The 13059-nt window shown below is 31.9% G+C and carries 11 protein-coding genes; 2 read left to right on the top strand and 9 right to left on the bottom strand.

The features are described 5' to 3' along the window. Positions 1-74: 74 nt before the first annotated feature. The 7 genes from murD to mraZ form a co-directional block, all read right to left on the bottom strand. Positions 75-1412, bottom strand: a complete 1338-nt coding sequence (murD, locus tag KO494_RS06745) for a UDP-N-acetylmuramoyl-L-alanine--D-glutamate ligase (RefSeq protein ID WP_215966831.1) — start codon at positions 1410-1412, stop codon at positions 75-77. A gap of 44 nt (positions 1413-1456) precedes the next feature. Next, on the bottom strand, positions 1457-2698 hold the full coding sequence (gene mraY / locus KO494_RS06740; RefSeq protein ID WP_215966830.1) for a phospho-N-acetylmuramoyl-pentapeptide-transferase: 1242 nt from the start codon (positions 2696-2698) through the stop codon (positions 1457-1459). A 67-nt stretch (positions 2699-2765) separates the two neighbouring features. After that, a complete protein-coding gene (locus KO494_RS06735; RefSeq protein ID WP_215966829.1) occupies positions 2766-4229 on the bottom strand; it encodes a UDP-N-acetylmuramoyl-L-alanyl-D-glutamate--2,6-diaminopimelate ligase in 1464 nt (487 codons plus the stop codon). Continuing rightward, positions 4226-6187, bottom strand: coding sequence for a penicillin-binding protein (locus KO494_RS06730; RefSeq protein WP_215967028.1), 1962 nt, complete (start codon positions 6185-6187; stop codon positions 4226-4228). The genes KO494_RS06735 and KO494_RS06730 overlap by 4 nt, the downstream gene beginning before the upstream one ends. A gap of 61 nt (positions 6188-6248) precedes the next feature. Continuing rightward, complete coding sequence (locus KO494_RS06725; RefSeq protein ID WP_215966828.1) at positions 6249-6569, bottom strand: FtsL-like putative cell division protein; 321 nt, start codon at positions 6567-6569, stop codon at positions 6249-6251. A 19-nt stretch (positions 6570-6588) separates the two neighbouring features. After that, positions 6589-7497 carry a 16S rRNA (cytosine(1402)-N(4))-methyltransferase RsmH gene (rsmH, locus tag KO494_RS06720; protein WP_215966827.1) on the bottom strand — a complete coding sequence of 303 codons (909 nt, stop codon included), beginning with the start codon at positions 7495-7497 and terminating at the stop codon, positions 6589-6591. Continuing rightward, positions 7484-7954, bottom strand: coding sequence for a division/cell wall cluster transcriptional repressor MraZ (gene mraZ / locus KO494_RS06715; protein ID WP_215966826.1), 471 nt, complete (start codon positions 7952-7954; stop codon positions 7484-7486). The genes rsmH and mraZ overlap by 14 nt, the downstream gene beginning before the upstream one ends. A 294-nt stretch (positions 7955-8248) precedes the next feature. On the opposite strand from mraZ, the gene KO494_RS06710 reads away from it, so the two are divergent. After that, positions 8249-9013, top strand: a complete 765-nt coding sequence (locus tag KO494_RS06710) for an alpha/beta fold hydrolase (RefSeq protein WP_215967027.1) — start codon at positions 8249-8251, stop codon at positions 9011-9013. Positions 9014-9150: 137 nt separating this feature from the next. Beyond that, positions 9151-9756, top strand: coding sequence for a ribosome biogenesis GTP-binding protein YihA/YsxC (gene yihA, locus KO494_RS06705; RefSeq protein WP_215966825.1), 606 nt, complete (start codon positions 9151-9153; stop codon positions 9754-9756). A gap of 41 nt (positions 9757-9797) precedes the next feature. On the opposite strand, the gene KO494_RS06700 is transcribed toward yihA, so the two are convergent. After that, entirely contained in the window at positions 9798-10892 is a 1095-nt protein-coding gene (locus KO494_RS06700; RefSeq protein ID WP_215966824.1) for an ABC transporter permease, read from the bottom strand. 7 nt (positions 10893-10899) lie between these two features. Continuing rightward, entirely contained in the window at positions 10900-13020 is a 2121-nt protein-coding gene (locus KO494_RS06695; RefSeq protein ID WP_215966823.1) for a carboxy terminal-processing peptidase, read from the bottom strand. Between the last annotated feature and the right edge of the window lie 39 nt (positions 13021-13059).

The raw sequence follows: 13059 nt of genomic DNA, 5'->3' as shown, positions 1-13059 counted from the left end.
TACTTTTAAGTAATCTAGAATGACTTTTTAATTAATTACTCCTACTTTATATCGACGTTTTTTTTTAAAATTATTTATAGATTTCTTACAGCTTCTTTAAACTGTCTTCCTCTGTCTTCATAATTTTCAAACAAATCAAAACTTGCACAAGCAGGTGACAACAACACATTATCTCCAGACTCTGCAACTTTATATGCTATTTTAATAGCCTCATTCATATATTGTGTTTCAACAATAACATCTACCATACCACCAAAGGTGCGCATTAGTTTTTCATTATCTACACCAAGACAAATAATTGCTTTTACTTTTTCATTAACAAAAGGAAAAAGTTCTTCATAATTATTTCCTTTATCTACACCACCAACAATCCAGATTGTTGGCGCATCCATACTTTCTAATGCATAATAGGTTGCATTTACATTAGTTGCTTTAGAATCGTTTATGTATTGTACTTTGTTAATTTTTAACACGTGCTCTAAACGATGCTCTACTCCCTGAAAGTTTTCTAGACTTTCACGTATCGTTTGTTTTCTTATTTTTAATAAATGCGCCACAGTAGATGCAGCCATTGCATTTTTTAAATTGTGTTTACCTTCTAATGCTAGTTTGCTTGTTGGCATAATTATTTGGTTGTTATCTATTGTTATTATTATATTTTCTTGTTCTAAATACGCACCATTTTTTATAGTTTTCACTAATGAAAACGGTAATAATTTAGATTGAACTGGATGTGCTTTTAACCAATTAGTAATTACTTCATCATCTGCATCATAAATCAAATAATCCTCTTTGGTTTGATTTTTAGCAATACTAAATTTAGAAGCGATATAGTTTTCAAATTGATAATTATATCTATCTAAATGATCTGGAGTAATATTAGTTATTACAGCTATTTGAGGTTTAAAATCTACAATACCATCTAACTGAAAACTACTTATTTCTAAAACATAGTTTTTATAATCTTTTTCTAAAACTTGTTTTGCAAAACTGTCTCCAATATTACCAGCTAAACCAACGTTTAACTCTTGTTTTAAAATATGGTTTGTTAGCGTAGCTGTTGTAGTTTTACCATTGCTTCCCGTAATACCAACTATAGTTGCTTTGGTATATTTTGAAGCAAATTCTATTTCTGAAATAACAGGAATCTCTTTATTAATTAGCTGTTGTACTAAAGCTACTTTTTCGGGAATTCCTGGGCTTTTCATTACTACATAAGCATTAAGAATTTTAGATTCTGTATGCTTCTGCTCCTCCCATTCAATCTCATTATGTATAAGAACTTTTTTATATTTTTCTTTTATTATTCCTTTATCTGAAACAAAAACTTCATATCCTTTAGCCTTTGCTAAAAGCGCTGTACCCACACCGCTTTCTCCTCCTCCTAATATGACTAATCGTTTCTTTTTCATTTTTACTCCTATCTACTCCCACAACAGTAGGAATGACAAATTATTTATCTAATTTTCAAGGTTACTATAGAAAGTATTGCCAATAAAATTCCAACAATCCAGAATCTGGTTACAATTTTACTTTCGTGATATCCTGATTTTTGATAGTGATGATGCAAAGGCGACATTTTAAAAATGCGTCGGCCTTCGCCATATTTTTTCTTGGTATATTTAAACCAACTTACCTGCATTACTACAGATAAATTTTCTGCTAAGAAGATTCCGCATAAAACAGGAATCAACCATTCTTTTCTAACTGCAATTGCAATCACAGCAATAATTCCGCCTATGGTTAAACTTCCTGTATCTCCCATAAAAACTTGCGCAGGATATGTATTGTACCACAGAAACCCTATGAGTGCACCCACAAAAGCAGCTATATAAATAGTAATTTCTTCTATTCTTGGTATGTACATAATGTTTAAATAATCTGAAAACACAATGTGCCCAGAAACAAAAGCAAAAATACCTAGCGTTAATACTATAATGGCCGAAGTTCCTGCTGCAAGACCATCTATTCCATCTGTAAGATTTGCTCCATTAGAAACTGCAGTAATAATAAATATAGATGCTAGAATAAAAATAATCCATGCATATTTTGCCCAAGCTGGATTAATCCAGGTAATTAAATCTGCATAATCAAACTCGTTTCCTTTTACAAAAGGAATTGTAGTTTTGGTAGACTGCTCTTCTGCTGCAAAAAACTTACTAGGTAAAGCATTCGGATTTTCAGCTAAAATTTCTTGTTGCTGTGCTACTGGAAGCTTTTCTTTTATAGTTACATTAGGATTAAAGTATAATGTAGCACCTACAATAACACCTAAACCTACTTGCCCTAATATTTTAAACCTTCCTTTTAAACCTTCTTTATCGTTTTTAAACTTTTTAATATAATCATCTATAAAACCAATAGCTCCCATCCATAAAGTAGTTACTATTAATAAAATAATGTAAGTATTCTCTAATTTTGCCAGCAATAGCACAGGAATTAATGTAGCAAGAATAATAATAATTCCTCCCATTGTTGGTGTACCTGATTTTTCTGCCTGACCTTCTAAACCTAAATCTCTAATAGTTTCACCTACTTGTTGTTTTTGTAAAAAACGAATAATACGTTTACCAAATATTGTAGAAAACAACAAAGATATTATAATGGCAACAGCAGCTCTAAAGGTGATAAACCCAAAGAGTGATGCTCCCGGAAATTGGTATTGTTTTTCTAAATATTCAAATAAGTAATACAGCATTCTTTATTGTTTATTTTTGTCATGCTTCAACAAGCTCAGCACAACATTCTTCTCTTATTTTATCTTTTTATTTTTGCAATTGTTTTAAAAGCTCCTGCACTATTTTATAATCATCAAAATCATGGCGCTTGCCATTAATTTCCTGATAAGCTTCATGCCCTTTTCCTGCTATTAATATGATATCATTTGCATTTGCAAGTTGACACGCTGTTTTAATAGCCTGTTTTCTATCTACAATTGCGAGTACTTTTTTATAATTTAAAGGATCTACTCCTTTTTCAATTTCTTCAATAATTGTTTCTGGCACTTCACTTCTAGGATTATCACTAGTAAAAATCACTTTAGTACTTAAAGAAGAAGCAATGTTCCCCATTTTTGGTCTTTTGGTTTTATCTCTATCACCACCACAACCAACAACGGTTATTAGTTGTTCGTTTTTAGTACGTATGCTATTTATAGTTTCCAAGACATTTTGCAAGGCATCTGGTGTATGTGCATAATCTACTATTGCAGTAATTTTATCGTCTGAAATTAAATATTGAAAACGACCACTAACACTTTCTAGTTCGCTTATTAACCTAAGTATTTCTACTTTTTCAAGACCTAGTAATTCTGCAGTAGCATAAATTGCTAATACATTGTAGGCGTTAAATTTTCCGATAAGTTTGGTCCAAACTTCTGCATCTTCTACCTTAAGCAACAAACCGCTAAATTGGTTTTCTAAAATTTGCGCTTTATAATCCGCATAGCTTTTTAAAGCATAGGTACATTTTCTTGCTTTTGTATTTTGAAGCATCACCATGCCATTTTTATCATCTGTATTTACAAGTGCAAAAGCGTTTGATGGAAGACTATCAAAAAATGCTTTTTTAACATCTCGATACTCCGCAAATGATTTGTGATAATCTAAGTGATCATGCGATAGATTGGTAAAAATTCCTCCTTCAAAATAAAGCGCTTCGGTTCTATTTTGATGAATACCATGCGAGCTAACTTCCATAAAACAAAACTCTACACCTTCGTCATTCATTTCTTTTAAATAACGATTAATTGTTAAAGAATCTGGCGTAGTGTGTGTTGCCTTATACTCTTTAGCATCTACCATTATTTTTACGGTAGAAAGCAAACCTACTTTATAACCAGCATTTTTAAATAGCTGATACAAAAGAGTTGCAATAGTTGTTTTACCATTAGTTCCTGTAACACCAACAAGTTTTAGATTTTTTGAAGGAGAACCATAATAATTTGAAGCCATAATAGCCAATGCTTTAGTAGCATTCTCTACTTCTACATAGGTAACTTTAGGATTTAAATTATGCGGTAAATTTTCACAAACCACAGCCATTGCTCCTTGCTGAATGGCTTGTTTTATATAATCATGACCATCTACAACAGCACCTTTTACAGCAACAAAAACATCATTAATAGCAATTTTACGCGAATCGAAATCAATATTTCTAATATACACGTTTGTACTACCAACAACAGCATTGATGTTTACCTTATATAATATGTCTTTAAAATTTGTCACGACGCTTCTAAAACTATTGTTTGTTTATTTTTAAGTTTTGTATTTTTATCTATAGATTGTTTTTTAACAGTACCAGAACCCAAAATTTTCACCTGCACATCTACATCCATATTTTCTAATAAGGAAACAGCATCCATTGCAGGTAAACCAACCACACTTGGCATTATTGTTTTATAGGTTTGCGCTGTATTGTAATAACTTTCAAATTCCTTTTCTACAGATGGATTTTGCACCTCTAAAGACACCACTTCATCTACAATTGGTGTGTCTGTAAATATTTTTTGAGCAATACGTTTAAACACAGGACCTGTTACATCTGCTCCATAATACCCAACCTTTATACTTGGCTTATGTATTACTACAATACAAGAATACTTAGGTTTTTCCGCTGGAAAATACCCTGCAAAAGAAGAAATGTACTTTGGGTTTTTATTCCATTCTTCATTATTTGCATAATCTGTTCTAGCTGTTCCTGTTTTTCCTGCCATAGAAAACGTTTCAGAATACAACTTTTTACCAGTTCCTCTTACTACTATATTTTTAAGAATGTCTTTTATTTTAGAAAGTGTTTCGTCTGAACAAATTTTATCGACAATCACCTCTTTTTTAAACGTTTCTACATTTCTATCAAACTCTTTAACCGCTTTTAAAAACCTTGGCTTAATTAGCTCTCCATTATTAGCAATAGCATTGTAAAAAGCTAATGTTTGTAAAGGAGTTAATTGCATATTATACCCATAAGCCATAGATGGCAATGCATTTTTACTCCAAATTTTATCTCCTGGCTTAGGAATCACAGGATTACCTTCACCAATAATAGAAACACCCAATGGCTGATCTAATTTCCATTTTCTTAATGTTTTAAGAAATTTTTCTGGTTTTTTAGAATAATGCTCATCTACAATAGTTGCTAAACCTATATTAGAAGAAACCTCTAAAGCTCTTGCTGCTGAAACTTTACCAAATCCGCCACGATGCGAATCACTAATGGTTCTTCCGTAAAACCGTTTTCTTCCGTTTCCTGTATCTACAACCGTAGACGTATCTATAACTCTATCTTCTAAAGCAGCCATTAAAGCCATTACTTTAAACGTAGATCCTGGTTCATGAGACTCACCAACAGCATAGTTTAGTTTTTCATAATAACCACCTTTACTTGTTCTACCAAGATTAGAAATTGCTCTAATCTCACCAGTTTCTACCTCCATTACTACTACACAACCATGTTCTGCCTCATAATATTCTAACTGTTTTAAAAGTGCATGATGTGCTATATCTTGAATATTTACATCAATTGTTGTATACACATCATAACCATCTTTAGCTTCTACCTGATCATAATCTACAATAGGTTTCCACTGTCCTTTTCCTATTTTTTGTTTTAAACGCAAACCATCTGTACCACGCAAATACTTAACACCAAAAGCACCATCTATTCCTGGCCTTGTAACATTACCAGCATCATCAGTACGCTCATAACCAATAGTACGCTCTGCAATGCCACCCATTGGATGCTCCCGTTTTGTAGTTTGCTCTACAATTAAACCTCCTTTAAAAGCGCCAAGCTTTAACATTGGAAAATTGCGAAACTTAATATAATCTGAATACCCAATATTTCTAGCTAGTAAATAATATCTATTTCTATTTACTCTTGCTTTACGTAATTCTTTTTGATAATACGAAACAGGTCTTCCTGAATATTTGGAAAGCGCTTCACTTAAAGGTTTTAAATTTTCTTCAAAGGTTTTAGCAGAAGGTGTAACCGCATCAATTCTAATATCATATTTAGGAATAGATGTCGCCAACAAATTACCGTTAACAGAATACACATTTCCTCGGTTTGCAGGAATTGGAACTTCTTTAATAGTTCTGCTATGTGCCAACTCTTTATACTTATCCCCTTGCACAAACTGAATGCTCAAAAGTTTAAACACCACTGCTAGAGCAAAGATGAACATACATCCTGCTATGAAATACAATCGGTTTAATATGTTCTTTTCGCTTGTTGCCAAAGTTGAACTATTCTTTTTGTGATTTAACTTTTATTTTTTTTGGCGGAACCTCTGAAATAGCGATTCCTTTTTCTGCCATTTTATTTTCTAAAAAAGATTCCTTTTTCAGTTTCATTAACCTTCCTCTACCATCTATCATGGCAGAACGAAGCTCTTTAACTTGATTATTTAATTTTGCAATTTCATGCACTTTTTTATCTGCACTATGCGAACTTGCAATCATTACTATAGCTAAACCAGAAATAAAAAAAATCATTTTCCAGTTTTTAAACGCATCGTCACTTACTAGAAACCTTCCTTTTAATATGCCATAGATACTTTTCTTCATTTCATTAAGCTTTTAGCGATTAACCTTTAAGCTCTAACTTTTCTGCAACACGAAGCTTTGCACTTCTTGCCCTGTTATTCTTTCTTATCTCTTCTTTGTCTGGCACAATTAAACCTCCAACTTTTTTAAGAGGCACTTCAAAATTACCAAACACATCACGCTCTGGTTCTCCCTCAAACAAACCATTTCTTATAAAGCGTTTTACCAACCTATCTTCTAAAGAATGGTACGATATAAAACTCAAACGACCTTTAGGCTTTAATACCTCTGGCGTTTGTAGCAAAAATTCTTTTAACGCTTCAATTTCCTGATTTACCTCAATACGAATAGCTTGATAAATTTGCGCTAATACTTTATTTTCTTTTTTATGTTGCAAAAAGCGTTTTAATACTTTTTTTAGTTGATCACTTGTTTTTATCGGCTCATTTTTTCTTTGCTCTACAATTTCTCTAGCCATTGCAGGAGCCTGTCTTAATTCACCATACTGCAAAAGCACTTGCTTTAATTGCTCTTCATCATACTCATTAACCACATGATATGCAGAAACCTCATTTTGCTGATTCATTCGCATATCTAAATCTGCCTCAAACCTTGTTGAAAAACCACGTTCTGCAACATCAAATTGATGAGATGAAACACCAAAATCTGCCAAAATACCATCTACCTGCTTTACACCATAAAACCTTAAAAAACGCTTTATATACCTAAAGTTTTCATGTATTAATGTAAATCTCTCATCATCTATAGCATTTTCAAGAGCATCTGTATCCTGGTCAAACGCATACAATTTACCGTTAGCACCAAGTCTTTTTAAAATCTCTCGACTATGCCCACCACCACCAAAAGTAACATCTACATAAATGCCATCTTCTACAATGTTTAAACCATCAACGGTTTCTTTTAATAAAACTGGGTTATGATATTCCATGCTCTTCTTCGTCTTGTCCCATTACTTCCTCTGCCAAATCCGCAAAATCTACAGCAGCATCATCAATAGCTTGTTCGTACTTATTTTTATCCCAAATTTCAACAATGTTAATTGCCGATGAAACAACAATCTCTTTTGAAATATCTGCAAAAACCACAAGGTCTTTTGGTATCAACAATCTTCCTGTTGCATCTACTTCAATCATTTTTACACCTGCCGTAAAACGACGAATAAAATCATTGTTTTTTTTCTTAAAACGATTCAAAGTATTCATCTTAGCCATTAAAGCTTGCCACTCATGCATTGGGTACAACTCTAAGCAAGGCTGAAAAACAGCTCGTTTAAGCACAAACCCATCTTGTAACACAGGAGACAACTGCTTTTTAAGCGCAGCAGGAAGCATAAGCCTTCCTTTAGCATCTACCTTGCATTCGTATGTTCCTATTAATGAGTTCAATGTATCTTTTATATGTAAAAACGATTAAGATTCAAATATATTGAAAATTCTACCACTTTTTACCACTATTTACCACATTGTTAATAAATTTTCGACTAAATGATATTTTATTTCGATTACAAAATTCTGAAAAGCGCGCTAAACACTACAAACCAACAACTTAAAACCTACAGAAAATGATTTATAAGGATTGTTAACATCTCATTAAAGAAACTCTCATAGTGTTTTTATTTAAATAGTTATAATTTGAATGATTTACCTATATTTGTTTTTAATAGAAATGACTATTTATACATGACGCATCGCTTAAAAAAAGAAAAAGATTACAACTACATTGAGGTTGGAGAAGGCAAGCCAATTATTGTTCTTCATGGTCTTATGGGAGGACTTAGTAATTTTGATGCTGTTACGAAACATTTTAGCAATAAAGGATATAAAGTTATTATCCCAGTGCTACCTATTTACAGCATGTCTTTACTAAAAACTAATGTTAAATCTTTTGCAACTTACCTGCACAGTTTCATTGAATTTAAAGAATTAAATGATGTTATTTTACTAGGTAATTCATTAGGTGGACATATTGGTTTATACCATACCAAACTGTATCCTGAAAAAGTTAAAGCCCTAGTTATTACAGGAAGCTCTGGCTTATATGAAAGTGCAATGGGTGGAGGTTATACCAAACGTAGTGACTATGAAGTAATAAAAAAGAAAGCACAAGACGTTTTTTATGATCCTGCTGTTGCTACTAAAGAAATTGTAGATGAAGTTTATGAAACCGTAAACAACAGAAACAAACTTATAAAAACCCTAGCAATTGCTAAAAGTGCTATTAGACATAATATGGCTAATGATTTACCACAAATGCAAGTACCTACTTGCATTATTTGGGGAAAAAACGATACTGTAACACCACCTGAAGTTGCTGTTGAGTTTAACGAATTATTGCCAGATTCTGAATTATTTTGGATTGACAAATGTGGTCATGCTGCAATGATGGAACATCCTGACACCTTTAACCAGATACTTGATAAATGGTTAGTAAGTAGAAATCTATAAAAAAATTAAAAGAATACACAATAAGTGCTAATCTGTCTTTTAGTGCTACTCTTTTGGTAACTTACTCTTATGTCTTTACCTTTGATTTTTTAGTATTAATTTAATGAGATTTCCCTATTCACGGAAACACAATAGCAATGAAAATAAAATCTGCAGAATTTGTAATGAGCAACTCTAATGTTGCAAAATGTCCGAAAAACAATATTCCGGAATATGCTTTTATTGGTAGAAGTAACGTAGGTAAATCATCACTTATAAACATGCTTACCAGCAGAAAAAGCCTTGCTAAAACCTCTGGTAGACCAGGAAAAACACAACTTATAAACCATTTTTTAATTAATAAAGAATGGTATCTGGTAGATTTACCTGGTTATGGTTACGCTCGTGTATCTAAATCTGCAAAAAAGACATTTCAAAAATTTATCACCCAATATTTTGCTTCAAGAGAACAACTAGTTACTGGTTTTGTTTTAGTAGACATAAGACACAAACCACAGCCTATAGATTTAGAGTTTATGCAGTGGCTGGGTGAAAACGGAATACCTTTTTCTATTATATTTACTAAAGCAGATAAGCTTAAACCTAAGGCTATTGAAAACCATGTGGAAGATTACAAAAAAGTACTTTTAGAAACTTGGGAAGAAGTACCAAACTACTTTATTACGTCTTCATCTAAAGACATTGGTAAAGAAGATGTATTAGAATATATAGACTCTTTAAACACGAATATGGAGTTAGAATAAATACAACTCTAATATTACTGCAACTTAAAAACAAGATGGTATTAACTTTTTACATCTAAGGCATCACGAAGCGCATTACCTATTAGCATAAATGCCATTACCAAAGTCATAATACACAAACCAGGAATTAAGGCTAAATATGGTTTTCCTAAAATGATGTAATTATAATGATCTTTTATCATTGCTCCCCAACTTGCCATTGGAGGTTGCGCACCAATACCAAGAAAACTTAAACCGCTTTCTACTAAAATAGCTGCTGCAAAATTTGCTGCAGAAATTACAATTACTGGCGCCATAATATTTGGTAAAATATGCTTGGTAATAATTCTAAAATCTGTAAAACCTAGGGCTTTTGCCGCAGTAACATATTGCATTTCTTTTGCACTAATTATTTGCCCTCTAACCACTCTTGCTACTTCTACCCACATAGTTAAGCCAACAGCAATAAAAACTTGCCAAAACCCCTTACCTAAAGCTAAGGTAATTGCTATAACCAGTAACAATGTTGGTATAGACCATGTAATATTAATAATCCACATAATAAAAGCATCTAGTTTACCACCACAATATCCTGCAACGCTTCCCATAAAAACACCAATTAGTAAGGATATAAAAACAGCTACAAAACCAATAAAAAATGAAATTCTTGCTCCTACCAATATTCTACTTAAAAGGTCTCTTCCATATTTATCTGTACCAAAAAGAAAGGTTTTAGTGGTGATTAATGCGTTTAACGCTGCTTCTGATAAGTTGTTGTTTTCTATAGTTTTGCTTTCACCTTGCAATCCATCAGAAGCATATTCTGTATAAATTATTTTGTTTCTTTGAACAATATAGCTAGAAATAGGAATTTCGGTATCTGTATTTTTTCTTCCGAAGAAAAGCTTTTCAAAAAAATTTTGCTTGTTTTTTATTGTAGAAGGCATGGTTAGCATTTGCACTTTAAATCCTGGTTTTTTGGAGTGTATAGACAAATGCATTTGGTTTGCATACTGCGAATTATCTGGCGCTATTGCATAAGCAAATACCGAAATTAAACCAATACATACAATAAACCAAAAACTAAAAACGCCCCAAAAATTGTTTTTAAATTTTTGGAGCGCTAATGCACTTAATGAGTTGGTATTACTACTCATGAATAGTTTATTCTTTTACTGTTGCAGCTACATTTTTAACTGTGTAAGACATTTTTAAATCTTCTAACACATGTAAAGCTTCTTCCATATATACGTCTTGACTAAGACTTTGATGCCATCTATCACGTTTTTCTTTTAAAATAGAATCTGTTGCAAAAAGCTGACTTTCATAAGGTAAAGACTCAAAAGTTAAATTTGTTTGGTATTCTGCTATTTTATCAAAGCGTTTTGCTTCTTCTTCATTTAATTCTATCTTTTGTTTAAAAGCATTATAATTTAAAGGATGTGTATTTTCATCCATTCTAGATTTAACCCATTTTGCATTTTCTTCAATTAACTTTAATTGCTCATTATTACTCATACGTTCTTGACTTTTTTGTATGGTAGTATCGTAATCAAAGTAGCTATCCCAATAAGTATAATCTACAGCTTCAATTTTATCCCAAGGCAGTGGATTTTCCTGATCTTTTTCACCTACATTAATAAAACTATATCTGTCTGGTACAACAACATCACTTTTTACCCCTTCTAATTGTGTAGAACCACCATTAATTCTATAAAACTTTTGCGTTGTTAATTTTAAAGCTCCTAAATCTCCTTGAGAGTTATTACGTACCATCCTGTTTAAATCTAAAACGTTTTGTACTGTACCTTTTCCGTAGGTTTGCTTGCTTCCTATAATAATTGCTCTTTTATAATCCTGCATAGCTGCTGCTAATATTTCGGATGCAGAAGCGGAGAGTTCGTTTACTAAAATTACTAAAGGTCCATCCCAAACTATAGATTTATCTTTATCTTTTAAAACCTCTTTTGGTTCTCCTGTAGATTTTACTTGTACAATTGGCCCATCTTTAATAAACAAACCAGCCATATCTACAACTGTTTGTAAAGAACCACCACCATTGTTACGAAGATCTAAAACAAGACCTTCCATTCCTTCTGCTTTTAAGCGTTCAATTTCTAGTTTAATATCACTTGCAGCGTTACGTTTTCTGTAGTCTTCAAAATCTACATAAAATTTAGGTAAATTTATTACACCAAAACGCTTATCGTTATTTTTAACTATAGAAGATTTAGCGTAGGTTTCTTCTAGCTCTACAATATCTCTTGTAATAGAAATTTCTTCAATACTACCATCTACTTTTTTAACAGTAAGGTTTACTTGCGTTCCTTTTGGACCTTTAATAAGCTTTATAGCATCATCTAAACGCATACCTATAATATTTACTGCTTCTTCTTCATCTTCTTGACGTACTTTCTGGATGATATCACCAACCTCTAACTCATTTCCTCTCCAAGCAGGACCACCAGAAATTAGCTCTACTATTTTAGTGTTATCCATTCTTTTAGATAGTCTAGCTCCAATCCCTTCTAATTTACCTGACATTTGTTGGTCAAAACGATCTTTATCTTCTGGTGCGAAATAAAAAGTATGTGGATCAAATTCTTCTACAATAGCATTTACATATACAGAAAACCAATCTTTACGTTGTTGATCATCTATATAATCATTGTAATAATTATCAATAGATTTTAAGGTTTCTTCGCGAGATTCTTTTTCTAATTCTGCTAGTGATTTTTTTTCTTTTTCACTTTTTTCATTTTCTACAACTAACTCATCATAATTAGAAATAGTAGTAAATTTAAGTTGTTGTCTCCAACGTTCTTTCATTTGCTTTTTATTCTTTACATATTCTAATTTTTCATAATCTGAATTATAACTTTCATTTAAAGAATAATTGAAAGGCTTACTTAAAATATCTTTATAAATAGCTTTAGTTTCTTCTATACGTTTAAGTAAACGCTCATGTGTTAAATTAAAGAAAGTAATATCATATGTTTTTAGTTGATCATCAATTTGAGTTTTATATTTTTCAAAATCCTCTAAATCAGACTTATAGAAATAGCGTTTTAAAGGGTCTAGCTGTTCTAAGTAATCTGTATAAACAGCAACCGAAAAGTCGTCATTCAAATCTTTAGGATCAAAGTGGCCACGTTCTAAAACATAAGTAATTACCTGTATCAACAGTTTATCTTTATCTGGATCATCAAAAGTTTTACTTGTAAAACTACAAGACCCAAAGGCCAATAAAAGCAACAGAATTAGTATATTATATTTGTTTTTCATTTTTAATTACATTAATTAATTTAAACCTATAACAGATTC

It is taken from the genome of Lacinutrix sp. C3R15, assembly GCF_018860825.1.
Lineage (GTDB): Bacteria > Bacteroidota > Bacteroidia > Flavobacteriales > Flavobacteriaceae > Oceanihabitans.
This window is presented reverse-complemented; position numbering and strand designations above follow the sequence as displayed.

Coding starts and splice junctions, on each gene's coding strand:
- KO494_RS06700 (WP_215966824.1), bottom strand. CDS start 10,892: ATGAGTAGTAATACCAACTCATTAAGTGCATTAGCGCTCCAAAAATTT.
- KO494_RS06725 (WP_215966828.1), bottom strand. CDS start 6,569: ATGAAGAAAAGTATCTATGGCATATTAAAAGGAAGGTTTCTAGTAAGT.
- KO494_RS06730 (WP_215967028.1), bottom strand. CDS start 6,187: ATGTTCATCTTTGCTCTAGCAGTGGTGTTTAAACTTTTGAGCATTCAG.
- mraY (WP_215966830.1), bottom strand. CDS start 2,698: ATGCTGTATTACTTATTTGAATATTTAGAAAAACAATACCAATTTCCG.
- murD (WP_215966831.1), bottom strand. CDS start 1,412: ATGAAAAAGAAACGATTAGTCATATTAGGAGGAGGAGAAAGCGGTGTG.
- rsmH (WP_215966827.1), bottom strand. CDS start 7,497: ATGGAATATCATAACCCAGTTTTATTAAAAGAAACCGTTGATGGTTTA.
- KO494_RS06710 (WP_215967027.1), top strand. CDS start 8,249: ATGACGCATCGCTTAAAAAAAGAAAAAGATTACAACTACATTGAGGTT.
- yihA (WP_215966825.1), top strand. CDS start 9,151: ATGAAAATAAAATCTGCAGAATTTGTAATGAGCAACTCTAATGTTGCA.
- KO494_RS06695 (WP_215966823.1), bottom strand. CDS start 13,020: ATGAAAAACAAATATAATATACTAATTCTGTTGCTTTTATTGGCCTTT.